This window comes from Flavonifractor sp. An112, assembly GCF_002161085.1.
Lineage (GTDB): Bacteria > Bacillota > Clostridia > Oscillospirales > Oscillospiraceae > Flavonifractor > Flavonifractor avicola.
This window is the reverse complement of record NZ_NFLU01000001.1, coordinates 23089-48442: the sequence shown is the minus strand read 5'-3', so window position 1 is coordinate 48442 and position 25354 is coordinate 23089. Positions and strand designations below refer to the sequence as shown.

The following is a 25354-nucleotide window of genomic DNA, read 5'->3' as shown; positions in this document are numbered from 1 at the left end:
GGTACTCCTTAGTGGATTATTTCTCCGATTAACTTCGCAAGAATTGCAAGCTGCTCATCGGGTTCAAGGGCATCATTATACTCTTCGAAAATGGATTTCAAATTGTTAAATGCTGTTTTGCCAAGCGGGGAAATCGCCTCTGCTGTGAATGTTTTTTCGACTTGAACGCCATCTATAGTAATAAGTAGTCGGCTGTCGTCCTGGCCATTGCACTTGGATTCAACATACTCGTTAATCCGTCCGATGGCGTCAGAGATATTTTTAATAAAACCTTCTGCAGAATTATCATTCCAGTCCTCAATGGCGATAGCTGCAAAAATGGAAACGAGAGTGTCTAACAAGTCATCATCATTATAAGAATCTATCGTTCCAGCAGTGGTGAGTAGTGCGTTTGCATCCGCATCAAAAACATGTGTCTTGGTGGCTTCTGGCAATTTTTTATACCAAGCAATCATTGCACGAGAAAGCCCCCCTTGATACCCAGGCATGAACATTGCAGTTAGCTTTTTGTTGAGTTCCATTCTATACGTGCGTAGATGTGCGTCGAGCAACTCCTTTGCACCTTTAACCACTGCAAAACACTCATCTAAGTTTTCATTGGTGCTTAGTTTGGAAAGCCATGTTCCGAATATCAACTCTTGGGAATTGATCTCAAAGCGAAGCAGATCATTACGAACAGTTTCAATACCAGTGTCAAGTGTCTTCTCTTCACCATTATCTAGATAGTGCTTAAACTTTTTGGTGTATTCAGGAAGAGAACGTGCCCAATTTTGCATGCTCTTCACAATCGTATAAACACGATTGATGCTGGGAGTTCTGGCATCAGTGTGTTTTTCGAAAAGTTGCTGAAGCTTATTCAGATAGTTGTCTCGATCTTCCGTACCAGTTTCTATAAGAATCTCATAATCTGCAGGACTGTCATTTAGCCCGCTAAGGGCACTTGCAGAAAGTTCAATTTCCTTCCCTTTGAAGTACAAAACGATGCTTTCCTTGTATTGGCGCATAGTGTAGGCAATATATAGGGGAATGATGCCTCTACGCATACCATAGGGAGCAGACATCAGTATCTGATACAACATATGGAAATTACATTTCTTTTTCTCGCTTCCTCTAATGAACTCATCGATCTTTCTGAGGACTTCATTCATTCCGGGATCATCGACAGTCGCTGCAATATCTAATCCAGTTTTCTTAAAGGCAGACTTATAGATGCTAACCTCAGGGCCTGAACCTTCCATGCAAGGAATAAAATTATCGTCTGCATGTTGAAGAATCCATGCAATTACCAGATCCCTTGCTTTGGTGTTTTGCGTATTAAGTTTCCGTTTGTTAACCATTTCATTGTTTACAACCGGAGTCATGTTATAACATTTGCTACAAATATTGGAAATTGCGTGGTTTAACTCTACCTGTCGACTAATATCCAAACTACCATTACAAGTCCAGTACGTGCTGTATTCGCTGGACGGAGAATACATCGTATAAACAGCATTCTGAATGCGTTTTTGAATATCTTCTCCGAATATTTCCAATTCCTCAATAAAGTGAGGATCTTCGCTGTTTTCCAGCAGTTTCTTAACTGCTTCGTACTGCTTGAGAAGGCTCTCATACATAAATGGGTGAGTTGTAGTGCAAATTACAATCTGAGGAGTTGAAGCAAAACTTTGGATTCGTTTAATTGCTTTTTCCATTGCAGAAGATTCTGAGCTGACAATATTAATGATTAAACCGTCATACGGATTATCACTCAGCAAAGAATTCCCATTTTTACATTGAGCAAATGCATTGGCGTCCATGTAAATTGTCTTGAAGCAACGAAGCATACTGTACTTATCGTTATATTCACGAGGCATAACATAACCAAGTTCGCAGGCATTGGATAAGGTTTCGCAAACATTGATTTTGGATAAAAAAGAGGTCTTCACATAGTTGTCCACACTACGCTGGACGTCTACACCATTGGCAGTTAGAAGAACAAATTCAGATGAATCACGCTGTGACAGAATATGCTTCTTTAACAATTCACGAGTACCCTTTTCAAAGTCTTCGTCCTTTATGAGGAGCGCAGCTTTAATGTGGGCGGGAACCGGCTTGAGTCTTTCGTCGCCAATTATGTTGATTATAGCTATCGCTTTCAATATCCTAAGTTGAGTTTGATTGGATACTTGTCTAATGGCTGAATCCGTTTTTGCCCATACGCCATGCACGGAAGCGTTAAAGACTTCTTTTTTAAAAAGTTCCTCGAAATAGTCATAAATATAGTCAACAGTAATCCATTGAAGATTTTCGTGCTCTCTTCCGATAAAATCTCTGAATGTATACTTGTCCTGCTGCGCCAAAAACGTAAATAAAGTTCGTTCATTTTGTCCGACCAATTCGCTAACATGCAATAAAGCAAAGGAACTCAACGGAGACAATGGGAAGCATCCGTAAACTAATTTATCGTTATATGTTTCAGACGACAAGTCTGAAAAAAGGCTCGTCATAGCAGAACTGTCTGCCACATGCTTGAAGACGTCTGCGTGAACGGCTTTGAACTCTGTAAAAGGTTCTTTCTTAATGATAGCATTAGCAATAAGTTCGTAACTTTGCTCAGAAGAAGCTACAAAGCGAATCTTCTTAAAACGACCCTCAACTGTTTTGAAACTGTCACTCGAAGAATAGTCAAGGATATCTTTATGTGTAATACATGTAAAATGAAGTTGCGCTTCTTTGCTACGTGATGCAGCTTCAGCCATATCTTGGATGATTTTGAAATTAAGCATTTTGCTTTTTTCAAGGTTCGCTTCCAAAAACTTACTAAATTCGTCAAAGATAATCGTAATTCCACAATAAGAAGTTTGTTCATTAAGAGCCGTTGTTACAGCCATATAGAGCTTTACAACATCCATGTTCGTTAATGGATTAAATTCTGTTCCTGCAGCGACCTCAGGATAGCATTTGCAAAAAAGACGATACGACTTTTGATTAAATTGCTTAAGTCCAATACGAAGTTCTTCCACAGTAGTTTTTCTACGCTTAAGTTCTTTTTTGAGCTTTGTGTAAGCGTCAGGGAAACTAGTTGCCCATTTATCCATCATAGTAATAGCTGAGTCAAAATATGTGGTGGGCAGCAGTTGCTGCAAGTCCGCTTGGACAAGAGCGTCGTTAATCGCCACAAGGAACGACTGATTTATATCTGTAGAATTACTGTTAATAATTACGGGCAAAGTTCTAATTTTAGATTCGACAATTGCTTTTGATAGTGCGCCAACTTCTTTATCCACCCGCTCAATTTTTTCGCAGAGTTCCATCTGAATTTCATGTGCCTTTTTTCTTTCTTTAGCTGTACGGGCACGAAGATCCAAAGATGTTAGTGCAGATAGAACTAACAAAAGGTGCGATTTTCCCCTACCGTAAGGGCCAATCAGAACAGTTGCTCTATCTTGAGTTTCCGCATTAAAATAATACGAACGCAAGAAGGCTCCAAGAACTTTTACAGACTGCTCTGTAGGGATATAACTCTGGACTTTTCCGGTTTTATTAAGGTCATATTCAAGATTGACTGAAGCTTGAAAACCTTGTTTGACCTCAATTAATTCATCATATTTCATAGTTTATCGCACCTGTGCCTTCTTATAATACTCCGTTATAATGTCTTCAGGTTTCATCATGGTCTCAACATACACCATGTCCAATCCTGCAGTTCGGTTGATAGTGAGATAACCAGCAATCCGCAACTGATCCAAATACTCATTAATAGCAACTCTGGATAAGTTAAAAACTCTGCCAATATTGTTGGGAGCATTTAACAGATCATCAATGCTAACTGAGTTTTTTTCTTTGCTGATATTTTGAGCGATCACATATAACACTGCAAGTTTATCCAAAGCGCCATGTGTAGGCATAGACTTAACGAATGCTCCTTTAGTTTTTGTGCTTTTTTGGATCAAACCCAATTCGACCAAAGGGCAGTCAAGACTTTCCTCAGGATGTGTATCAACAATGCTGTTTTTAGAAATCTGTTCTCCAGCCCGAGAGTTCATGTACATTTTTATGATGCTTGAACAGTCGTCAATAAAGGAACTTTCGGAATAGGTACATCCTTCATCCATTTTTTTATCTAGGAACACCTTACAAGCATTAATCATGTCCTCTTTGGTAAAGTCCTGACCGTCGTACTCGTTGAAGAAAATATTCCACGCAATACACAATGATGCATTTGAAACAATGTGGTAATGTATGAGAAACAATGTAAATAGGTCATCAAAATATGGATCATATTTTGCGATAATGACTCCGAAGTCTTCTGTAATAAATTGAGAGCGACTTCTTCCAGAATTGGTGTATCGTTCTTCGGTAAGATGTGTTGCCTGAAGCCAAAATCGGATGGATTTCACCATTTTACTACCTACACCTAACCGCTCCATGACATCATCTTGAGAGAAAAGGTTCTCGTTTTCTGCAACACACCGCATACCTTTGCGCAGCCAGCCTTCCCGGAAATTAAATGACTCATTACCTTTTAGTTTGACTTTTTTCAATTTCTCATTCATTTTTCAGAATATCCTTTCCCTCTGGGCAGTAGAACTCTGCGCATATAGCAGCCACCAGTATAATGGTTGATACATTCAAAACAATGTACGCATTTTGACTCATCGATTTCGTAACGATAATCGGTATCTGATGGTCCAGATTTTATGAGTTTGATTGCATTATGCTTGCAAGCATTTTCACACGCATGGCAACCAGCACACAACTGATACTTTGTGATTTGACACTTAAATTTTAACTCAATTTCAACCGTTTTGGTTCTAGCTGCAATTGGTGTGTTGAGGATCGAAATTCGTAATTCTTTATTCCCAACGCGACCCTGTAATTTCATAATTGGTTGATTCGTTTTGCTATCTAAAATATAAACCTCCCCTAAGCGCGCCTTTCCCATATCAAAGTTGAGGATTCCAAACGGCTTAAAGAACTCATACATCTCCGGAGTAATAGGCTTGTTGAGCACATAGTTAAATGTCTTTGCATCTGTGGCGCAAGGCTTGAAATCTATAGCAACATTTTGGCTCAATTCCATACCAGCACCACCTTGACGTGCTTTCCAGCCTCCGTCCCTGACATATTCTTCAGGATCTTGTTTGCCCATTTTCTTTGCAAAATTCAGCAGAATCTCATTGAAACGTTTAGATAATTCAGGAATATATATTGCAGATAAAAACTGCGCCCAGTATGTATTGTTGGGACACAGCCAACATCCAACCCTCGTATAACCCAGACGATATGCGTAGTTGAAATCAATCCCTGTTGTCAGTAAATAAAGCCAAATATCATAATCAATCCAGTCGATAATCGGAGAGGCCACCAATTGTTTGCTGATTTTTCTTCCTTCCGAAGACCTTTCATAGGAATTTCGACTGGTTGATTCACTTCTACGAATACCATAAAAAGTTAAAACTGTTTTCTTGTCCCCAAAAGTGCGCTTAATTTTTTCTCCGATAAAACCTGTTTTGAAAATAGTACAACACCATCTCAATGATCTACTGGGCGGCCCAAATGTTTCGCAGAGATTAAAGAAGTCTTGCTCTTTATTTTCGGCGCGAAGCATAGGAGTTTTTCGATTGTCTTTTTTGAAACGCTCAATATATTTGTATGTTTCAGGAAACTCTAATGTGGTATTTCCGAATATGTGAATAATATCTGGTTTCGACAGTGCCTTTCTCACTAGATCACTTACAACCGTAGAGTCCTTGCCACCAGAAAAAGAAACAAACATTGCGCAAGTATCATCATTCTCATATCTTGCAGCTTTGTGCTGTATGTATTCTCGTGCTTCATCGTTAATGTGATGATACCGACCTTCGTTTGCCAAAACCCACCGAGACATTTCTTCATTAAAGACCCCATAGTAATCTTTCGGGTCATACTTATCCATCTCTGCTTTCACGGCTTCTGGATCCACTTTTTTTATAGACGTAAGCGAAAACGGAAGTCTCTTTCCATTAACATAGTAACGATTTCCGGTTCCATTCCAAACTGATTCCGTCATATACGCCAGCGGTTTCTTAAGAAGCACACCAAGTAGCAGTCTTTCTTCCGGAAATACGGGTCTTGCATCAGAGGTAAAAGTATTTCCATGTGTACCACAGTTGGGGCAAACACAATCGTATATAGGGACATTACAAGTGGGGCACCAAAATAATTCACTGTGCATTTCAGCTCTTTTCCCACAATATGGGCAGTTGCTGTCTCTACCTTGTAGATCATCCGGAGAGTATTCTTTTTGACACTCTTTACAAAAATATTTAATCATATGTATTCCTCGTGTCGATGCGTTGAAGTACTATTCATTTTCCCAAATCAATTCCATTATTTCGCCAATATCACAATGGAATACCTTACAAATTCTCATCAACGCCTCCAAAGGAACCGGTTCATTTTTATTAAGTTTTGTGGCGGTATATCCACTTATATCTGCAGCTTTATACAAATCACTCTTTTTCATTTGGTTATCCACAAGTAATTTCCAGAGTTTTTTGTAACTAATTTCCACAAAGCCGTCCCCCTTAGATCAAACGAACACTCTTGCAAATGAATATAACTATACTTACATAGCATAGCACATGTACTGTAGAATTTCAACGATTTATAGGTTCTTCATCTCGAATTTCAAATGCTTGTGTCGTTTTTTTGCTCATAAGATAGTGGGAAAGCATTTTAAAAATGCATCTTTGATTTGAAATATTTACCTTTACTGTTCAGCCACTTCCGCATATTACAAAGCAAAGTCTCATCTATGAGTAATGTGTAAACATAAAACTTGCCTGATTAGATATTTCTCGTTATAATAGCGGCAGGAAGGGGGGGTGATGGATGGCAAACATTCGATGCCCGTACTGCGGCAGTCCTGTGATGATCCAGGGCAGCCGGTGGGAGTGCGGCTGGTGCGGCGATTTTGGCAGCATCTCCTCGCTCCATCCCTCGGAGAAAGCCAAGTTGATACAGGCAGCCTCACCTACTATCCAGGTCACTGTTACGGTGACAGATACCTCCGCCGAGGAGGCTCTACGGAGTTTTTCCCGGACTGAGCTGGAGGATATGGTGCGCCGATGGGATTTTTCCGAAAATGAGTGGGCATGCCGGGATTTGCTCATTGCCGCCTTTCCGGAGGCGGTTAGGCATTGGTCAACAGAGGAACTGTCCGAGATGGATGCCATGGATCTTTTGGTGGAGACTTGTGAGCACGATCCAGAAACCGCGATTCAGATGATGAAACTCTTGCTGGACACAGCAGAGAGTCATCTTCAGGATCCAGAGGCAGCATATTTTCTACTGGGAAACGAACTGTATGATCTCTGCCTGTCCGGATACATTCGCCCCAGGCTGCTGGATCACCTTAAGACAGATGATCGTCTGGCTCGACAACTTTTTCAAAGTGCCTATGTGGGCAGCCCTCAGGAAGACATTCTCCTGTCCTGCTCTCAGATGGGTGAAAGGGACCTTCGACAGAAGCTATTGGATCTTCTGGCCTGCAATCCATTCCCCCATGACGAGATCGAGTTGGAGACAGACGAGGAATAACTGGGGCGATTCCTCCAGGCCGTATTCTTTGTATAGGCGTGTTAAAATTTGATACGCCTGACTCGAAAAAACCTCTTGCTTCTCGGCCTCTGCAGAGGTACAATACCCCAAACCTGAACATGAAAAAGAGCCCTTCTGAACAGGCTACGGCAGCTATGCCGCGCTTGGTCAAGAAGGGCTCTTTGACCACATGTTTGACCACAGACAGCGCCGGAGCACTCGGAAACAGTGGAATTAAGAGCGTCAAAGAGTGAGTGAAATGTAGCGGAAAGGGTTAAAACCAATTAGAAATAACTACAAAAAATTTAGTTCAACCGTTTGGGTTCAAGAGACCGGGCGTTCGAGTCGCCCCACTCGGACCAGTTTTCTTTGTTTAGCGCTCAGATTGGGACGCATTGTATCATGGAAATCCCACCTGCTGAGATCTATGGATTTCAGCAGGTGGGATTTTTTTCACCTATTGCTTTTGTCATATGTTAGATTTACTATATTAAAATCATAATGTTTTGTACTTCCCTCGGCTGGCTGGTACCAAAGGCTGCTTTGCCCCGGTAAAACAGCTGATCGACAGGGATGCGGAACGGAGGCTATGCCATGTTGCTTAGAGAAGCTTGAATATCAATTTGACCGAGGAAACATAACGTACTATCATTTATGGTGTACATTTACAAGCGCTCAGTAATATGCAAAGAGGAGAACTTGGATGAAGATTGTCTGTTTTGGCGATTCTAACACCTATGGCTATGATCCACGCTCTTGGTTGGCGGGCGGTATGATGTGGACAGCCGGTGGGTGGATATCCTGGCCTCAGAAACCGGTTGGGAAGTCTGCAACATGGGAGAGAATGGTCGGGAGATTCCCAGGTCAGCGCCTGACCTTCCAGCGGACACCGACCTGCTGATTTTCATGCTGGGTACCAACGATCTGCTCCAAGGATGCAGTCCTGAGCAGGCTGCCGGCAAACTGAAGCACGTCCTCTCCCAACTGTCGCTGAAACCGAATCAAATTTTGTTGATCGTACCGCCGCCCATGGCTCCGGGGCAGTGGGTGCCCAGTCAGCAGCTGATTGACCATTCCCGCACTTTTGCAGGGTGTTGCCGCAGACTTGCCCAGCAGCTTGGTATCCGCTTTGCCGATGCCGGGGAATGGAATATTTCCCTTGCTTATGATGGAGTCCATTTTACAGAGCAGGGCCACAGAGCCTTTGCAGCGAACCTTTTGGAGGTACTCAGATGAAACGAATTTTCTCGATCTGGGGCCGTTTTGCTCCCGGTACCAGTGCCTGCGCTGTATCAACGAATGCCCCCAGCAGGTGATCAGTCCACAACTGGGCGACGTCGCTACACCATCCGGGCGCATCTGCCCCGGAATGAGCAATGAGGTGATTCATCCATGCAAACAAAGCGAATGCCCCGACATAAAAAATGGCTCATCGCTGGAGGAATCGTTCTTCTGATCCTGGCCATTCTGACGGGGCTATTTTTCTGGTATGTGTCCGACTATTATCCAGCGGACGAAACTGCCCTGGAGGTGATGTCCCAGGACAGCGGCATCACGGTACAGGACAATCTGACGATCTTATCCCCGACTTATCCCACGGACACCGCCATCATTTTCTATCCCGGCGCCAAAGTGGAGGCAGAGGCTTACCTGCCTCTGCTGGATCAGATCCGACAGACCGGGGTTACTTGTATTTTGGTACATATGCCTTTTAATATGGCAATATTTGATGCCAATGCGGCAGAAGTGGTGATTGCCCAGTTTCCTGAGGTCCAGCACTGGTATATGGCCGGCCACTCTATGGGCGGCGCCATGGCGTCCAAGTATGCCTCGGACCATCCCGACCAGGTAGAAGGGCTTATCCTGATGGGTGCCTATATCTACGGTGATTATCCGGATGAAAAGACGCTCACCATCTACGGCTCCCTCAACCAGAGTGTGGAGGACCATATCGACTACACGGAGAACATTGTGGAGATCGAAGGGGGCAACCACGCTCAGTTCGGCAACTACGGACCCCAGAAAGGCGATCCCCCGGCCACTATTTCCGCCCAGGAGCAGCAGGCTCAGACGGTAGCTGCCATAAAAGCGTTTCTGTGGCCGGCTGATGCTCAGAATTGAGGAGGGGGCACCGGATGTTTTTCAAGAAAAAGCAGGAGAAGCGTACCTATGACCAGGAAAACCAGAAGCCGGTGATCCGCTCCAGCATCTGTACTGGGGAAAAGGTAGCAGGATTTCAGGACATCCACACCGGGAAATTTACCGAGGTCATGCTGATCCGCACCTCCGGCGACCTGGAGGAATTTTGCCGCCTCTATGGTATCGGTGCGGGTGAGATCTCTACGCACTATTGATTTTGAGCGGAAATACAGGGAGCTTCCCGGCAGAAAAGCAGAAATGCCTTGTCGGAATAGCGGTAAATAGAAAATGAGCATTTTACATTCCTGCGTGTCGGATTTACAATGAGGGCAGAAGATGCGTAAGGAGGTTGTTCGTATGAACGCATTGGTTGCTTATTTTTCCGCTACCGGCACTACCGCCAAAGCGGCAAAGGCTCTGGCAAACGCTGTGGGAGGGGAACTCTATGAGATCAAACCTGCTGTGCCCTACACCAGCGCCGATCTGAACTGGATGGACAAAGGTTCCCGCTCCAGCGTGGAGATGAAGGACACCCGTTCGCGCCCTGCTCTGGCCGACACCAACGCCCCGGTGGCAGAACACGATGTGATCTTCCTGGGCTTCCCCGTGTGGTGGTATGTGGCTCCCACCATTCTCAACACCTTCCTGGAGGCCTATGATTTCACCGGAAAAACCATTGTTCTCTTCGCCACCTCTGGCGGCAGTGGTTTGGGCAAGTCGGCGGCTGGGCTTCAGGTCAGCGCCCCCGGCGCCAAGATTATGGATGGCCGGATGCTCAATGGCCGCCTGAACGAGGCGGAGCTGAAGACCTGGGTGGACGGGCTGAAGCTGTAATACATCCCAAATGTTGAAAAAGTGGAGTGTCCCAATGGACACTCCACTTTTTATAGCTCTCTTTGAAGGTACACCATATCCACCAACTGAACACCGCACTCATAGATAGGGTGGTCGTAATAGTCGGTGAAAAAGTTCTTGACCAGGTGATGCCTGTAAAAGCCGCAGGATTCGTAAAACGGAACGGTGGAGGGGCTGTCCCCAGTACCCACCTGCAGCACCGTATACTGTCCTGTGTAGGTTCGGATGAGGAAGTCCACTATGGCCTTCCCATACCCCCTGCCCTGACAGTCCGGTTTTACGGCAATGTTTTTCAGTTCCAGAACCCCATCCCCCTCGTCGGCCACCACGCATTCAGCCTTGACCCCGCCGTCTTCCAGCACATACATGGTCCCACGCTCCAGATAGCGGTCAATCATGTCCTCCTGCTCGTCTGCCAGCAGCAGTAAATCCAGGTATCTCTTTTTGTCCGTTTCCACTTTTCTGATTTCCATGGGATGGTCCACCTTTGCCTGGCAGTCTTGATTGGACTTATGATACCACAACTATGTGTACCGCTGCAATGCGCTGAGAAACATGACAGACAGTTGTCGCGTTCCTATGATATAATGCAGGAAAAGAGGGAAGGGGAGTCCTGTATGAAAATGGAGCGGCTCATCGGCATCCTGTCCATCCTGCTCCAGCGGGAAAAGGTCACCGCTCCGGAGCTGGCGGAGCAGTTTGAGGTATCCCGCCGGACCATTCAGCGGGACATCGAGTCCTTGTGCCGGGCGGGAATTCCCATTTCCACTGTCCAGGGTGCGGGGGGAGGCATTTCCATTATGGAGGGCTACCGGGTGGACCGCACTGTGCTCACCGATCCGGAGATGCAGGCAATCCTGGCAGGACTGCGGAGCCTGGACAGTGTCAGCGGCACCCGGCGCTATGCCCAGCTGATGGAAAAGCTGTCCGCGGGAACGGGCGGACTGGTACCCGGCGGTGCCCATATGCTCATTGACCTCTCCTCCTGGTACAAAACCAGCCTGCCGCCCAAGATTGAGCTCATTCAGGGAGCCATCGAGCAGCACCGCACCATCCACTTTATCTATTACTCCCCCAAAGGAGAATCGGTGCGCACCGTAGAGCCCTATTATCTGGTGTTTCACTGGTCCACCTGGTATGTGTGGGGCTGGTGCCGGATGCGGAAGGATTTCCGCCTCTTTAAGCTCAACCGCATGACGGAGTTCACCACCGGAGAGCCGTTTGCCCCTCGTTCTGCGCCGCTGCCTGACTTGGAGCCAGAGCGGGTCTTTCCGGTAAAATATCAAGTCACCGTTCTCTTTGATCCCACCTGCCGCTGGCGGCTGGTGGAGGAGTACGGTGCGGACCGCTTTACCGTAGAGCCGGACGGCAAACTGTGCTTTACCGGCGGTTTCCCCGATGCGGACAGCGTCCTGAGCTGGATTTTGACCTTCGGAGACAAGGCGGAACTACTGGAACCGGAAGAATTACGGGAACAGTTGAGGAAACTGACCGAAACACTGGCCCGCCGTTACCGAAAGGGGGATTCGCATGGCCTCTCATAAGGATTTTGTGGACTATGTGGCCGAACAGCTGCGGGAGGCGGGGACTATCCGCAGCCGGAAGATGTTCGGTGAATACGGCCTCTATTGCGATGATGTGTTTTTTGCCGTCATCTGCGACGACCAGCTTTTTGTCAAGATCACCCCTCAGGGCGAAGCGGCCTTTCCCAACCTGCCCAAGGCCCCGCCCTACGAGGGAGCCAGGGACTACATCTGGGTGGAGGATGTGGACGACCGGGACACCATGACTGCCCTCACCCGCCTCACCTGTCTGGCCCTCCAGGCCCAGCCTAAAAAACGGAGGAAATGACCATGGCCTTTGATTATAAGAAAGAATACAAGGAATTTTATCTGCCGCCCAGGACGCCGGGCATCGTTACCGTGCCCGCCATGAACTTTCTGGCAGTGTGGGGCCATGGTGATCCCAACGAGGAGAATGGAGCCTACAAGCAGGCCCTGGGGATGCTCTACGCCGTAGCCTTCGCCATCAAAATGAGTAAGCTGGGCAAGCACAAGCTGGAGGGTTACTTTGACTATGTGGTGCCGCCCCTGGAGGGCCTGTGGTGGCAGGAGGGCATCCACGGGATGGATTATAGCCATAAGAAAGACTTCCAATGGATCTCCCTCATCCGCCTGCCGGAGTTTGTAACGAAAGAGGTGTTTGACTGGGCCATCCGGGAGGCCGCAGAAAAGAAGCAGCAAGACTTCTCCCCGGTGGAGTTTTTCTCCTGGGAGGAGGGCCTGTGCGTCCAGTGTATGCACATCGGCCCCTATGACGAAGAGCCTGCCACCGTGGCCGCCATGGAGGAATACGCCAAGGCTCAGGGCTACGAGGAGCACTTTGAGGAAGGACGGTTCCATCATGAGATCTATTTAAGCGATGTGCGGCGGTGCAAACCAGAGCGGTTGAAAACCGTCATCCGGCATCCAATCAGGAGGGTACCATGAAAGGTTTTACTCGTACAGAAACCCGTGCCTCCCTGTGCGGACTCAACTGTGCTCTGTGCTCCATGCACCTGGGCGGCTACTGTCCAGGCTGCGGCGGGGGAGCGGGGAACCAGAGCTGCGCGAAAGCCCGCTGTTCCCTGGAGCACGGCGGCGTTCCGTTCTGTTGGGAGTGCCCGGAGTATCCCTGCCCCCACTATGAGGGCTTCGACGATGGGGATTCCTTTGTCCCGCACCGGAACCGGCAGCAGGATATTGCTCAGGTCCAGGCGCTGGGTCTGGAAGCTTACCTTGTTCAGTTGGAGAAAAAACGGACGATTCTGGATGAACTTCTGGCCCATTACAACGATGGACGCCGTAAGACCCTTTTCAACACGGCGGTGTATCTCCTGCCTTTGGAGGATTTGCAATCTGTGATGACTTCGCTGGACAGCCGACCGGAACTGTGGCAGCAGGAGATCAAGGAATGGGCCCGCGTTGCTGTGGAATTGCTTCAGGAGGCGGCTGACCGCCGGAGCATCAGTCTGAAACTGAACAAGAAACCGAGGAAGGGGTGATCCTATGGCGACTTCCAGGTTAAAGGTTCATTTCCCATGCCCTGTGGAGCAGGTGTGGAACACAGTGACCGATCTTACCCATACCGCCTGGCGCAGTGATTTGGCCCGGGTGGAAGTCCTGGACGAAACCCACTTTGTGGAGCACACCCAAAGTGGCTATGCAACAGAATTTACCGTCACGTCCTGTGAGCCATTCCATTTTTTGGCTTTTACCATGGAGAACGGAAATATGTCCGGCGCTTGGGAGGGGGTCTTCCAGGCGGCAGAGGGCGGAACCTGGTTGACTTGTACCGAGACAGTTCGCGCCAAACGCTGGTGGATGGGCCCCTTTGTTCCCGGCTATCTGAAGCGGCAGCAGAAGCGGTATCTGGACGATTTGCGGAAGGAATTGCTGAAATAGACCATGTTAATCTGCGTTGCTTGCAGCAATGGGCCATTCTCTCTACAATGTGAACGAAAGGAGTGAGCCCATATGTTAAACGAAAACATAAAGGCAATCCGGAAATCCAGAGGACTTTCCCAACAAGAACTTGCCATGAAGCTGAATGTGGTGCGGCAGACCATCTCCAAGTGGGAGCAGGGACTGTCCGTCCCGGATTCTGATCTGTTGATTTCCCTGTCGGAAGCCCTCGAGACACCTGTGAGCACGTTGCTTGGAGAGACGGTGATGGAGGCGGAGGTGGATGAGGTCAAAGCGCTTTCCGAAAAGCTGGAGATCATTAATTTGCAGCTTGCGCGGAGAAAGGTGATGCGAAGAGCAATCCTCCATTGGCTGCTCATCACATTATGTACCGGCATTGTGATCATTGCCGCGATCTTGTTTGTGGGGAACAGTTTTTACCTGGGATGGGATTACAGTGCCCCGGAGACTGCCGTCATGGGCGTGGCCATTCACGCCTTTGAATGGGTCTTTGTCCGTCTGGCGCCCTTCGCCTTGATTGTGGCACCGGTGGGCGTGTTTCTGACGCGGAAAAAGGCTGGCTGAAATCAGCACGAAATCTCAATTGTGTCGTTCGCTTTTGGCCTTGTATCGGCATATTTTATCTCCTGCTTATGGCGATTCGGGGTATTGTCCTTCTGACAGAGCGGAGAAATCGGACACGGCTTGCGGCGGAACGAAGTGGCTGTCGTCGTCGGACCTTTCTGATCAGTTCCATACTGCTGCTGGTGCTGGATCTGTCGCTCATTCTGCCTATTTCCATGATGGCGGTGCTGGACAAGCCTGTATCCATCGGACTGATTCCGGCGATTGCCATGGCAGCCTACACAACCTGGAAGATCACCATGGCTTCTATTCACATTGGCCGGCAGAGGCGCAGGTCAGCAGGTAATATTCTGGTTGCGGAGCTGCGGACAGTCAATTTTATTGATGCGCTGGTGGCCATTCTGACGATGCAAAATACATTGATCATGGTGAACCGGACGGCGACAGATAAAAACGCCATGCTTCCGGTGTCCGCCGCCTCCAGTGCCGTGATCTATGTGGTGATCGTGGCCATCACTGTGCGGATGCTGTGGAAGGGCGTGCAGCAGACAAACAGTTCCTTTGTTCAAAAGCAAATATAAATCCTCCTATGCTGTGTTTTGTCAGAAGAACCACACAGCATAGGAGGATTTTGCTTTGGTTAGTTGCTCACCGGAAGAGCCTTATTTCGCCCAGTGGACGACGGCGTCCCGCAAAAAACGGACGCAGCCGGGAATGCGCTTATCATAGTAGGCGGTAAACCGCTCATCCATCACATATAGCTCCGCAATCCCACGGTGCCTGGCCGGGTCGTACCGGTTCCCAGTGATGGTAAGCCACCGGCGGTGGAGGGTGCAGATTTCTTTTCCCTCCTCGCTTTCCGGGGAGAGGTCAGCCTGGACAGCCGCTTCCAGCCGTTCTTGAATCTCTTGACCCAGGCCGGTCCATGCCTGATATTGCTCCTGGGTCAAATTAATCACCGCGGCGTTGGCCTCGTCTACTTCTTTGTCGCCGTACTTGGCCCGGATCTCGGCTCCGTAAACTTTCTCGTTATGGGCTACCGTGCGCCTCTTGAACGCCTCAAATTTCTGCTCGTCGCTCATAAATTCCTTCCTTTCTTCCGCTCCGATGGTCTCTTTTACCGACCGGATCAGTTTCCCCAGCCTTTCCTGCTCTGCCTCCAAAGCGGCAAGATGGTTTCGCAGGGCGGCCAGACGGTCAAAGGAGGGATCGTCCAGACATTTCTTGATCCGGGCCAGCTCCACCCCGAGGGCCCGGTAATAGAGAATGTCCTGCAGCCGGTCTACCTCTGCCTTGCCGTAATAGCGGTAGCCGCTCTCCGCTACCCGGCTGGGCTTCAGCAGCCCGATCTGGTCGTACCAGCGCAGAGTGCGGGTGGTTACCCCGGACAGGTGTGACAGTTCCTGAATGGAATACTCCATAAACATCCCTCCTGGGGATACTGTATCAGTTGACGGAGCGTCAGAGTCAAGGGGAAATGTTAGACTTGATGGATCTCCTGTTGCAGGCGCTCTAAAAATTCTGCCGCCGGAATTCCATCCATCTGGGTGTGGTGGAACTGGAAGGACACTGGCAGAATGGTACGCAGCCACTTTTTTCGATATTTACCCTAAATCCATACGGATAATCATAGCGCTTCCAATCTTTTTTAGAGAGAATCTGGGGCTATTTTGGCTTCTTGCCAAAATAGGCGTTTTGGTGGTACCAAAGACAACCCCCGGCTAAGCCGGGGGTAAAAAATAGCTTAAAGCGAGGAGAAGAGTAGAAAAAGAAAAAACTCCCTGATAAGGTAGAAGTGGTTTGCCGACCACACAACTACGATAACAGGGAGGTCTTCATCGTGAAAGACAAAGACATAAGTAGTTTAGAGCATACAAGTTGGAGATGTCAATATCACATCGTATTTGCTCCCAAATATCGAAGGATGGAGATATATGGACAGATAAAACAGGATATAGGAGTGATATTGAGAAAACTGTGTCAGCAAAAAGGTGTAGAAATCATAGAAGCCAGAGCGTGCCCAGACCATATACACATGCTGATAAGTATCCCACCCAAGTACAGTGTATCACAGATTATGGGGTACTTGAAAGGAAAAAGTAGTCTGATGATATTTGATCGGCATGCAAATCTGAAATATAAGTATGGAAATCGGCACTTTTGGGCCAGAGGATATTATGTGGATACAGTGGGGCGGAATAAAAAGCAGATAGCAGAGTATATCCGAAACCAACTGGCATCAGATCAAATCGCAGACCAGATAGGGCTGAAAGAGTTTGTTGACCCGTTTACGGGTCGCGAGAACAAGAAGGCGTAAAAAGAACCCCTTAAGGGGTAAGCCCGAGAAAGAAATGCAGTCGGCAAACCTTTCGGGGCCCCTTAAGGGGCTTCGTCCGTATCAGGCCCTTTTAGGGCCTACTCAAGCCTCCGGCTTAGCCGGAGGTTTTGACTAAAGCAAACAGCGCTCGTTCCGGTCCATATAGTGGGCGTCGGCCCGCAGAGTGAGGGGCCGGTCGATCCCTTCGGGCAGGTAGAAGCGCAGGCCGGTGAGCCTGAGATCGGCGGCGGCCGGTTCATGGTGGGGCGGGATGGTGAACAGCCGGGCCCCCAGACAGGTATCCCCGTCCATCAGTTCCGCCGCCAGGGCCACCCGCCGCTCCGGCAGCACCTGGGTCAGGGTCAGGGCACAGTCGATGATCTGACCGGCCTCCGGGCACAGCTTGCCCAGGTCGCAGTATACCATGCCGCCCTCCGGCTTGATCTGGCGTTCCAGCATGGAAGCACCCCCTACAAATTCATACGGCGGGCATTGCTGCCCGCCGTATGTAACAAGAATTCAGTATGGGGCCGCTCCATTCTATGCTCAGCGAATCTGGCCGGTACCGTAGATGACAAACTTGCTGGAGGTCAGTTCCTCCAGGCCCATGGGGCCCCGGGCGTGCATTTTCTGGGTAGAGATGCCGATCTCGGCGCCCAGGCCGAACTCGTTGCCGTCGGTGAAGCGGGTGGAGGCATTGACGTACACCGCCGCCGCGTCCACCTGGTCCAGGAACTGCTGGGCGGCAAAGTAGTTGTTGGTGACGATGGCCTCGGAGTGGCCGGTGCCGTGGGCGTGGATGAACTCCACCGCCTCGTCAAAGCCGCCCACCACCTTGACAGCCAGAATATAGTCGCCAAACTCGGTATCCCAATCCTCCTCGGTGGCGGGGACCACGAAGTCGCCCAGAATGGCCCGGGTCTCGGGACAGCCGCGCAGCTCCACGTTCTTGGTCTGGAGCAGCTGCCAGGCCATGGGCAGGAAATCACGGGCCACCGCTCGGTCCACCAGCAGGCACTCGGCGGCGTTGCACACCGAGGGCCGGGAGGTCTTGGCGTTGTGGATGATGCGGGCGGCCATGTCCAGGTCGGCCTCTCCGTGGACGTACACATGGCACACGCCCACGCCGGTCTGGATCACCGGTACCTTGGCGTTCTCCACCACATTTTTAATGAGACCGGCGCCGCCCCGGGGGATGAGCACGTCCAGGTACTCCGTCAGGTTCATCAGCTCGGTGGCGCTCTGGCGGGTGGTGTCGGTGACCAGGGCCACGCAGTCCCGGGGCAGGCCGGCGGACTCCAGGGCGTCCCGCATAATGGAGACAAAGGCCTGGTTGGAGTGGAAGGCCTCTTTGCCGCCCCGGAGAATGACGGCGTTGCCCGACTTCAGGCAGAGAGCGGCGGCGTCCACGGTGACGTTGGGCCGGGCCTCATAGATGATGCCGATGACGCCCAGAGGCACCCGGCGCTTGCCGATGACCAGGCCGTTGGGCCGGGTAGACATCTTGGTGGTCTCACCGATGGGGTCGGGGAGGGTGGCCACCTGCCGCACACCGTCCACGATACCTGCGATGCGGGAGCCGTCCAGCGCCAGCCGGTCCTGGAGGGAGGGGCGCATTCCGGCGGCTTTGGCGGCGGTCATATCTTCCTGGTTGGCGGCCAGAATCTCCTCCTGGCGGGCCTCCAGAGCGGAGGCGATGGCCTCCAGAGCGGCGTTCTTCTTGGCGGTGCCCGAAATGGAGAGCACCCGGCTGGCATTTTTGGCGGCCAGACCCTGCATTTCCAGCTGCGTCATAACTTGTCACTCCTTTTATGTATAAGGTTGGGCGAGGGAATTCAGAGGGCGGCGAAGCGGGTGCCGATGTCGGCGCCGTTTACAATATCATAAAGAGACTCGATATTGCTGCCATTGGCAATGACCATCTCGATACCGGCGTCCAGAGCGATCTGGGCGGCGTTGAGCTTGGTGGCCATGCCGCCGGTGCCCCGCCAGGTGCCGGCGCCGCCGGCCATGGCCCGCAGCTCCGGGGTGACAGCCTCCACATGGTGGATCAGCTGGGCTTCCGGATGGGTGCGGGGGTCGGCGTCGTACAGTCCGTCGATGTCGCTGAGCAGCACCAGCAGGTCGGCCCCGCACAGCCGGGCTACAATGGCGGACAGGGTGTCGTTGTCGCCCAGCACCTTGCACTGGCCGGTCTCGATCTCCGCTGAGGACACCGAGTCGTTCTCGTTGACCACCGGGATGACCCCCAGCTCCAGCAGGGCCTCAAAGGTGTTGTGCAGGTGCTCCGACCGGACGGGGGCGTCTACATCCTCGCCGGTGAGCAGGATCTGAGCCACGGTGCGGTTATACTCTGCGAAAAGCTTGTCGTAGATGTGCATCATTATGCACTGGCCCACGGCGGCGGTGGCCTGCTTCATCCGCAGCTCGGTGGGGCGGGCATCCAGCCGCAGCTTCTTGGTGCCGATGCCGATGGCGCCGGAGGAGACCAGCACCACCTGATAGCCCATCCCCTCCAGATCGGAGAGCACCCGGGCCAGTCGTTCCATATTTTGAAGATTGAGGCTCCCGGTGTCCCGGGTGAGGGTGGAAGTACCCACCTTGACCACCAATCGGCGTACCTGTTTCTTGCGCTGCAAAGCGTTCATCCTCCTTGCCTGATCTTGCGTCTGAGAGCATCATACCACAGTTTCGCAATGCAGTAAAGGAAAGAAGTGATGGTTTGCGCAAAGAAAACTATACGTTTTACCACTTTTTCATGCTTTTACGGTTGAAATCCACGGAATTTTGGAGTACAATAGCCTGCGCTGAACAGTGATAGAGGTGTAAAGAGGGAATAAAATGCTGAATATCGTGCTCTACGAACCGGAAATACCCCAAAACACCGGCAACATTGCGCGTACCTGCGCTGTTACCGGGATTCGACTCCACCTGATTAAGCCGTTAGGCTTTGATATCAGTGATAAAGCCGTAAAAAGGGCCGGCTTAGACTACTGGCATCTGGTGGATCTGCGGGTGTATGAAAATCTGGAGGACTTCTTTCAGAAAACCGGCGCAGAGGATATCTGGCTGGCCACCTCCAAAGCCCCGAGGCCCTATACAGAGGCCACGTTCCGGGATGGGTGCTATCTCATCTTCGGCAAGGAGACCGCCGGGCTGCCGGAGGCCTTCCGGGAGAAATACCGCCAGCGCTGTATTCGTATCCCAATCCGGGCGGAGGCCCGGTGCCTCAATCTTTCCAACTCAGCGGCGATCCTAGCGTACGAAGCCCTGCGACAACTGGATTTTCCCGGATTGACCGGGGAAGGCGAGATGAAAGGAGCTAGTATAGTATGAACTACAACAAGAAGACCGTGAAAGACATCGACGTAGCCGGCAAGAAGGTACTGCTTCGCTGCGACTTCAACGTGCCCCAGGACAAGGCTACCGGCGCCATCACCGATGACAAGCGCATCCGCGCGGCCCTGCCCACCATCCAGTACCTGCTGGATCAGAATGCCGCCGTCATCGCCTGCTCTCACCTGGGCAAGCCCGTGGCTACCTTTGACTCCTATGTGAAGAAGCAGGCCGAGAAAGGCAAGGACCCCGCCTCCATTACCGAGGAGGAGTGGAAGAAGTCTCTGGCCAAGCTGTCTCTGGCTCCCGTTGCCAAGCGCCTGAGCGAGCTGCTGGGCCGCGAGGTCATCATGGCCGCCGATGTGGTGGGCCCCGATGCCCAGGCCAAGGCCGCCGCTCTGAAGCCCGGCCAGATCATGCTGCTGGAGAACACCCGCTTTGAGAAGGGTGAGACCAAGAACGATCCCGCCTTGGCCAAGGCCATGGCTGATATGGCTGAGGTGTATGTGTCCGACGCCTTCGGCGCCGTTCACCGCGCCCACGCTTCCACCGCCGGTGTGGCTGCCTACCTGCCCGCTGTGTCCGGCTTCCTGATCCAGAAGGAGCTGGAGATCATCGGCGGCGCTCTGGCCAATCCCAAGCGTCCCCTGGTGGCTATTCTGGGCGGCTCCAAGGTGTCCTCCAAGATCGGCGTCATCAACAACCTGCTGGAGATCGCCGACACCATCATCATCGGCGGCGGCATGACCTATACCTTCCTCAAGGCTCAGGGCGGCTCTGTCGGCAAGTCCCTGCTGGAAGAGGACTGGCTGGACTACTGCAACGACATGATGAAGAAGGCCAAGGAGAAGGGCGTGAAGCTGCTCCTGCCCGAGGATACCATCTGCGCCAAGGAGTTCTCTGCCGACGCCGAGCCCATCCTGGTGGACAGCATGAATATCCCCGACGACTGCATGGGCATGGACATCGGCCCCAAGGCCATTGCCGCCTACGCGGACGCTGTGAAGGATGCGGGCACTGTGATCTGGAACGGCCCCATGGGCGTGTTTGAGTTCCCCGCCTTTGCCAAGGGCACCCAGGCTGTGGCCGAGGCCCTGAGCAACAGCAACGCCATCACCATCATCGGCGGCGGCGACTCCGCTGCCGCTGTGCAGCAGCTGGGCTATGCCGATAAGATGACCCACATCTCCACCGGCGGCGGCGCTTCCCTGGAGTTTATGGAGGGCAAGGAGCTGCCCGGCGTGGCTTGCCTGCTGGACGCTTAAATAGATAAGCGCTGCTACAGCGTGACATCAGGCCCAACCGGGTCAAAACCTAAGAGAGAAGATTTGAAGAAAGGGGCCCATTTACCCATGAACAGAAGATATCGCAAGACCATCATTGCCGGCAACTGGAAGATGAACAAGACCCTCTCCGAGACCCGCGCCTTTGCTGAGGAGCTCAAGCCCCTCATCGGCAAGCCCAAGTGGTGCGAGGTTGTGCTGTGCGTGCCCTCTGTGAACCTCCAGGCCGCTGTGCGCCTCTTCAAGGAGAGCCGCGTGGCCATCGGCGCCGAGACCTGCCACTATGAGTCCCACGGCGCCTTCACCGGCGAGGTTTCTCCTGAGATGCTCAAGGAGATCGGCGTGAAGTACGTCATCATCGGCCACTCCGAGCGCCGTCAGTACTACAATGAGACCGACTTCACCGTCAACAAGAAGGTCCACGCCGCCCTGGAGGCTGGCCTGTACCCCATCGTGTGCGTGGGCGAGAGCCTGGAGCAGCGTGAGCTGGGTGTCACCATGGACCTGATCTCCTATCAGGTGAAGGCCGCTCTGGCCGGTGTGCCCGCCGATAAGATGCGTCATGTGGTCATCGCCTATGAGCCCATCTGGGCCATTGGCACCGGCAAGACTGCCACCGCCGAGCAGGCCAACGAGGTGTGCGAGGCCATTCGTGCCGTCATCCGCAAGCTGTACGGCGCCCGCGTGGCCCGCTCCGTCACCATCCAGTACGGCGGCTCCATGAATGCCAAGAACGCCCAGGAGCTGCTGGCTCAGCCCGACGTGGACGGCGGCCTCATCGGCGGCGCTTCCCTGAAGGCCCCCGACTTCGTGCAGATCATCAACGCTGCCAATCAGGAATAAGCCCTCGCTTTTGTGCAGAGAACAGAGGTAAACTATGAGTAAAACACCGACTACCCTCATTATCATGGACGGCTTCGGCCTGCGGGGCGACAAGACCGGCAACGCCATTGCCGCCGCCCACACCCCCAATCTGGACAAGATCTTTGCCGAAAACCCCGGCTGCAAGCTGGCGGCCTCCGGCATGGATGTGGGCCTGCCTGAGGGACAGATGGGTAACTCCGAGGTGGGTCACACCAACATCGGCGCGGGCCGGGTGGTGTTCCAGGACCTGCCCCGGATCACCAAGTCCATTCAGGACGGCAGCTTCTTTGAGAATGAGGCCTATATCGAGGCCATGGACGACTGCAAGGAGCGGGACGGCGCGCTGCACGTGTTCGGCCTGCTGTCCGACGGCGGCGTCCACAGCCACATCACCCACATCTTTGCCCTGCTGGAGATGGCCAAGAAGCGGGGCCTGCACAAGGTGTTCGTCCACTGCTTCCTGGACGGCCGCGACGTGCCCCCCGCCTCCGGCAAGGAGTATGTGCAGCAGCTGGTGAACAAGTGCAAGGAGCTGGGCGTGGGCCAGGTGGCCACCGTCATGGGCCGCTTCTATGCCATGGACCGTGACAAGCGCTGGGACCGCCTGCAGCGGGCCTATGACGCCATCGTGCTGGGCGTGGGCACCGAGAACGCCGATCCTGTGGACGCCGTTCAGAAGTCCTATGACGCCGGTGTCACCGACGAGTTTGTGGAGCCTGTGGTGTGCACCAAGGAGGGCAAGGTGAAGGAGGGCGACTCCATCATCTTCATGAACTTCCGCCCCGACCGGGCCCGGGAGATCACCCGCTGCTTTGTGGACCCCGCCTTTACCGACGTGGAGCGGAAGAAGGGCTATTTCCCCGTCACCTACGTCTGCACCACCGAGTACGACGCCACCATGCCCAATGTGCTGATTGCCTTCCCTCACCGTGAGCTGGTCAACATCTTCGGTGAGTATATTGCCCGCCAGGGCTACACCCAGCTGCGCATCGCCGAGACTGAGAAGTATGCCCATGTGACCTTCTTCTTCAACGGCGGCGCCGAGCAGGTGTTCCCCGGCGAGGACCGGTGCCTGATCCCCTCTCCCAAAGTGGCTACCTACGACCTGCAGCCCGAGATGAGCGCCCCCGAGGTCACTGAGGAGGCCGTCAAGCGCATCGAGAGCGGCAAGTACGACGTCATCATCCTCAACTTCGCCAACTGCGACATGGTGGGTCACACCGGCGTGTTTGACGCCGCTGTGAAGGCCGTGGAGGCTGTGGACGAGGGCGTGGGCAAGGTGGTGGAGGCCACCACCAAGATGGGCGGCGTGACCCTCATCACCGCTGACCACGGCAACGCTGACCGGATGCTGGACGACGACGGGGTCACTCCCTACACCGCCCACACCACCAACCTGGTGCCCTTCTACATCGTGGGCGCCGATGTAAAGCTGCGGGACGGCCGTCTGGCCGACATCGCCCCCACCATGCTGGATCTGATGGGCCTTGAAAAGCCCGCAGAGATGGATGGCGAAACTCTGATCCTCAACTAAGCGGTATCCGGCGGAAGTTCCGCCGTACCAAATATTGACCCGGCGGGCCGAAGGCCCGCCCCCCACAATCCGATACCCCTGTATGGCGGGGGTCATCCCCCGCCGCCAATACGAAAGGAGTTTTTTACCATGAAGCAGATCATCGAGATCGTTGACGTTCTGGGCCGTGAGATCCTGGACAGCCGCGGCAACCCCACCGTTGAGGTTGAGGTTTATCTGGAAGACGGCACCGTGGGCCGCGCTGCTGTGCCCTCCGGCGCTTCTACCGGCATCTATGAAGCCTGTGAGCTCCGCGACGGCGACAAGAGCCGTTACCTGGGCAAGGGCGTGCTCACCGCTGTGAAGAACGTCAACACCGAGATTGCCGAGTGCCTGGTGGGCATGAACGTGCTGGATCAGACCGCCATCGATAAGGCCCTCATCGCTCTGGACGGTACCCCCAACAAGACCAAGCTGGGCGCCAACGCCATCCTGGGCGCCTCCCTGGCCTGCGCCAAGGCCGCTGCCGAGAGCCTGGGCACCTCCCTGTACAACTACATTGGCGGCGTCAACGCCAAGGTCCTGCCCGTGCCCATGATGAACATCCTCAACGGCGGCGCTCACGCCACCAACAACGTGGAGATCCAGGAGTTCATGATCATGCCCGTGGGCGCCTGCTGCTTCCGTGAGGCTCTGCGGATGTGCGCCGAGGTCTTCCACAAGCTGAAGACCACCCTGAAGGAGAACGGCACTCCCGCCGCCGGCGTGGGCGACGAGGGCGGCTACGCTCCCAACCTGAAGAAGGACGAGGACGCTCTGAAGGTTATCGTGAAGGCCATCGAGGAGGCCGGCTTCAAGCCCGGCGAGGACTTCATGATCGCCATCGACGCCGCTTCTTCCGAGTGGTGGAACGAGGAAGAGAAGTGCTATATCCAGCCCAAGTCCGGCAAGAAGATGACTCAGCAGCAGCTGGTCAATATGTGGAAGAAGTTCGTGGAGACCTACCCCATCATCTCCCTGGAGGACGGCATGGCCGAGACCGACTGGGAAGGCTGGGCTATGCTGACCAAGGCCATCGGCGACAAGGTGCAGCTGGTGGGCGACGACCTGTTCGTCACCAACGTGGAGCGCCTCTCCACCGGCATTGAGAAGAAGGTGGCCAACGCCATCCTGATCAAGGTCAACCAGATCGGCACCCTGACCGAGACTCTGGACGCCATCCAGATGGCCAACCGGGCCGGCTACACCGCCATCGTGTCTCACCGCTCCGGCGAGACCGAGGACGCCACCATTGCCGACATCGCTGTGGCTCTGAACGCTGGCCAGATCAAGACCGGCGCTCCCAGCCGTACCGACCGCGTGGCCAAGTACAACCAGCTGCTCCGCATCGAGGAGGAGCTGGGCGATGTGGCTCAGTACCTGGGCAAGGACGCTTTCTTCAACCTGAAGTAAGTTT

The 25354-nt window shown here is 52.4% G+C and carries 27 protein-coding genes and 1 pseudogene; 18 read left to right on the top strand and 10 right to left on the bottom strand.

The genetic code is table 11. The features are described 5' to 3' along the window. Nucleotides 1-8: 8 nt before the first annotated feature. Genes B5E56_RS00285 through B5E56_RS00270 form a run of 4 tightly spaced genes read right to left on the bottom strand, consistent with a single transcriptional unit; the run spans nt 9 to nt 6535 of the window. Nucleotides 9-3593, bottom strand: a complete 3585-nt coding sequence (locus tag B5E56_RS00285; RefSeq protein WP_087387646.1) for a hypothetical protein — start codon at nt 3591-3593, stop codon at nt 9-11. A gap of 3 nt (nt 3594-3596) precedes the next feature. Continuing rightward, nucleotides 3597-4535 carry a DUF4007 family protein gene (locus tag B5E56_RS00280; RefSeq protein ID WP_087387643.1) on the bottom strand — a complete coding sequence of 313 codons (939 nt, stop codon included), beginning with the start codon at nt 4533-4535 and terminating at the stop codon, nt 3597-3599. Then, nucleotides 4532-6295 (bottom strand): phosphoadenosine phosphosulfate reductase family protein, encoded by a 1764-nt coding sequence (locus B5E56_RS00275; protein WP_242958694.1) that lies wholly within the window; start codon nt 6293-6295, stop codon nt 4532-4534. Before B5E56_RS00275 ends, B5E56_RS00280 begins: the two co-directional genes overlap by 4 nt. 30 nt (nt 6296-6325) lie before the next feature. Further along, the gene (locus B5E56_RS00270; RefSeq protein WP_087387637.1) at nt 6326-6535 is read right to left on the bottom strand and encodes a helix-turn-helix domain-containing protein; all 210 of its coding nucleotides are present in this window, start codon (nt 6533-6535) and stop codon (nt 6326-6328) included. A gap of 320 nt (nt 6536-6855) precedes the next feature. Here B5E56_RS00270 and B5E56_RS00265 point away from each other — a divergent pair, with 320 nt between their 5' ends. From B5E56_RS00265 to B5E56_RS00245, 5 genes are all read left to right on the top strand, one after another. Then, entirely contained in the window at nt 6856-7563 is a 708-nt protein-coding gene (locus B5E56_RS00265; protein WP_087387634.1) for a hypothetical protein, read from the top strand. A gap of 777 nt (nt 7564-8340) precedes the next feature. Beyond that, entirely contained in the window at nt 8341-8799 is a 459-nt protein-coding gene (locus tag B5E56_RS00260; protein ID WP_343214212.1) for an SGNH/GDSL hydrolase family protein, read from the top strand. Between the two features lie 156 nt (nt 8800-8955). After that, nucleotides 8956-9684 carry an alpha/beta fold hydrolase gene (locus tag B5E56_RS00255; RefSeq protein WP_087387631.1) on the top strand — a complete coding sequence of 243 codons (729 nt, stop codon included), beginning with the start codon at nt 8956-8958 and terminating at the stop codon, nt 9682-9684. Nucleotides 9685-9698: 14 nt separating this feature from the next. Beyond that, nucleotides 9699-9917, top strand: coding sequence for an aspartate dehydrogenase (locus B5E56_RS00250; RefSeq protein ID WP_087265818.1), 219 nt, complete (start codon nt 9699-9701; stop codon nt 9915-9917). Between the two features lie 142 nt (nt 9918-10059). Further along, nucleotides 10060-10536: a flavodoxin gene (locus B5E56_RS00245; RefSeq protein WP_087387628.1), complete on the top strand. Its 477-nt coding sequence runs from the start codon at nt 10060-10062 to the stop codon at nt 10534-10536. A 50-nt stretch (nt 10537-10586) separates the two neighbouring features. Here the strand turns inward: B5E56_RS00245 and B5E56_RS00240 are convergent, their stop codons facing one another. After that, the gene (locus tag B5E56_RS00240; RefSeq protein WP_087387625.1) at nt 10587-11030 is read right to left on the bottom strand and encodes a GNAT family N-acetyltransferase; all 444 of its coding nucleotides are present in this window, start codon (nt 11028-11030) and stop codon (nt 10587-10589) included. Nucleotides 11031-11174: 144 nt separating this feature from the next. On the opposite strand from B5E56_RS00240, the gene B5E56_RS00235 reads away from it, so the two are divergent. The 7 genes from B5E56_RS00235 (at nt 11175) to B5E56_RS00205 (ending at nt 15166) form a co-directional block, all read left to right on the top strand. Next, complete coding sequence (locus B5E56_RS00235) at nt 11175-12101, top strand: helix-turn-helix transcriptional regulator (protein ID WP_087387622.1); 927 nt, start codon at nt 11175-11177, stop codon at nt 12099-12101. Further along, nucleotides 12088-12408, top strand: a complete 321-nt coding sequence (locus tag B5E56_RS00230) for a TfoX/Sxy family protein (RefSeq protein WP_087387619.1) — start codon at nt 12088-12090, stop codon at nt 12406-12408. Before B5E56_RS00235 ends, B5E56_RS00230 begins: the two co-directional genes overlap by 14 nt. A 2-nt stretch (nt 12409-12410) precedes the next feature. After that, entirely contained in the window at nt 12411-13046 is a 636-nt protein-coding gene (locus B5E56_RS00225; RefSeq protein WP_087387616.1) for a GyrI-like domain-containing protein, read from the top strand. After that, entirely contained in the window at nt 13043-13600 is a 558-nt protein-coding gene (locus B5E56_RS00220; protein WP_087387612.1) for a DUF3795 domain-containing protein, read from the top strand. The genes B5E56_RS00225 and B5E56_RS00220 overlap by 4 nt, the downstream gene beginning before the upstream one ends. A 4-nt stretch (nt 13601-13604) precedes the next feature. Next, nucleotides 13605-14000 carry an SRPBCC family protein gene (locus B5E56_RS00215; protein ID WP_087387609.1) on the top strand — a complete coding sequence of 132 codons (396 nt, stop codon included), beginning with the start codon at nt 13605-13607 and terminating at the stop codon, nt 13998-14000. A 72-nt stretch (nt 14001-14072) separates the two neighbouring features. Continuing rightward, nucleotides 14073-14585 (top strand): helix-turn-helix domain-containing protein, encoded by a 513-nt coding sequence (locus tag B5E56_RS00210; RefSeq protein ID WP_087387606.1) that lies wholly within the window; start codon nt 14073-14075, stop codon nt 14583-14585. A 182-nt stretch (nt 14586-14767) separates the two neighbouring features. After that, complete coding sequence (locus tag B5E56_RS00205; protein ID WP_158098620.1) at nt 14768-15166, top strand: hypothetical protein; 399 nt, start codon at nt 14768-14770, stop codon at nt 15164-15166. 81 nt (nt 15167-15247) lie between these two features. Here B5E56_RS00205 and B5E56_RS00200 read toward each other — a convergent pair whose 3' ends face one another. Both B5E56_RS00200 and B5E56_RS15045 read right to left on the bottom strand, forming a co-directional pair. Continuing rightward, complete coding sequence (locus B5E56_RS00200; RefSeq protein ID WP_087387602.1) at nt 15248-16006, bottom strand: MerR family transcriptional regulator; 759 nt, start codon at nt 16004-16006, stop codon at nt 15248-15250. A 59-nt stretch (nt 16007-16065) separates the two neighbouring features. Continuing rightward, nucleotides 16066-16182, bottom strand: a pseudogene (locus B5E56_RS15045) (chloramphenicol acetyltransferase); the annotation flags it as partial. Between the two features lie 243 nt (nt 16183-16425). On the opposite strand from B5E56_RS15045, the gene tnpA reads away from it, so the two are divergent. Continuing rightward, nucleotides 16426-16902: an IS200/IS605 family transposase gene (tnpA, locus tag B5E56_RS00190; protein ID WP_206404945.1), complete on the top strand. Its 477-nt coding sequence runs from the start codon at nt 16426-16428 to the stop codon at nt 16900-16902. A 132-nt stretch (nt 16903-17034) separates the two neighbouring features. Here tnpA and B5E56_RS00185 read toward each other — a convergent pair whose 3' ends face one another. The 3 genes from B5E56_RS00185 to proB form a co-directional block, all read right to left on the bottom strand. Continuing rightward, a complete protein-coding gene (locus B5E56_RS00185; RefSeq protein ID WP_087387599.1) occupies nt 17035-17361 on the bottom strand; it encodes a hypothetical protein in 327 nt (108 codons plus the stop codon). Nucleotides 17362-17448: 87 nt separating this feature from the next. Beyond that, on the bottom strand, nt 17449-18696 hold the full coding sequence (locus tag B5E56_RS00180) for a glutamate-5-semialdehyde dehydrogenase (protein ID WP_087387597.1): 1248 nt from the start codon (nt 18694-18696) through the stop codon (nt 17449-17451). Between the two features lie 41 nt (nt 18697-18737). Then, the gene (gene proB / locus B5E56_RS00175) at nt 18738-19550 is read right to left on the bottom strand and encodes a glutamate 5-kinase (protein WP_087187858.1); all 813 of its coding nucleotides are present in this window, start codon (nt 19548-19550) and stop codon (nt 18738-18740) included. 193 nt (nt 19551-19743) lie between these two features. On the opposite strand from proB, the gene B5E56_RS00170 reads away from it, so the two are divergent. The 5 genes from B5E56_RS00170 (at nt 19744) to eno (ending at nt 25350) form a co-directional block, all read left to right on the top strand. Further along, on the top strand, nt 19744-20238 hold the full coding sequence (locus tag B5E56_RS00170) for a tRNA (cytidine(34)-2'-O)-methyltransferase (protein WP_087269297.1): 495 nt from the start codon (nt 19744-19746) through the stop codon (nt 20236-20238). Continuing rightward, nucleotides 20235-21503 (top strand): phosphoglycerate kinase, encoded by a 1269-nt coding sequence (locus tag B5E56_RS00165; RefSeq protein ID WP_087387594.1) that lies wholly within the window; start codon nt 20235-20237, stop codon nt 21501-21503. Before B5E56_RS00170 ends, B5E56_RS00165 begins: the two co-directional genes overlap by 4 nt. Nucleotides 21504-21590: 87 nt before the next feature. Beyond that, on the top strand, nt 21591-22364 hold the full coding sequence (gene tpiA / locus B5E56_RS00160) for a triose-phosphate isomerase (RefSeq protein ID WP_087187861.1): 774 nt from the start codon (nt 21591-21593) through the stop codon (nt 22362-22364). 34 nt (nt 22365-22398) lie between these two features. Then, on the top strand, nt 22399-23919 hold the full coding sequence (gpmI, locus tag B5E56_RS00155; protein WP_087387591.1) for a 2,3-bisphosphoglycerate-independent phosphoglycerate mutase: 1521 nt from the start codon (nt 22399-22401) through the stop codon (nt 23917-23919). Nucleotides 23920-24048: 129 nt separating this feature from the next. Beyond that, complete coding sequence (gene eno, locus B5E56_RS00150; protein ID WP_087387588.1) at nt 24049-25350, top strand: phosphopyruvate hydratase; 1302 nt, start codon at nt 24049-24051, stop codon at nt 25348-25350. Nucleotides 25351-25354: the final 4 nt, after the last annotated feature.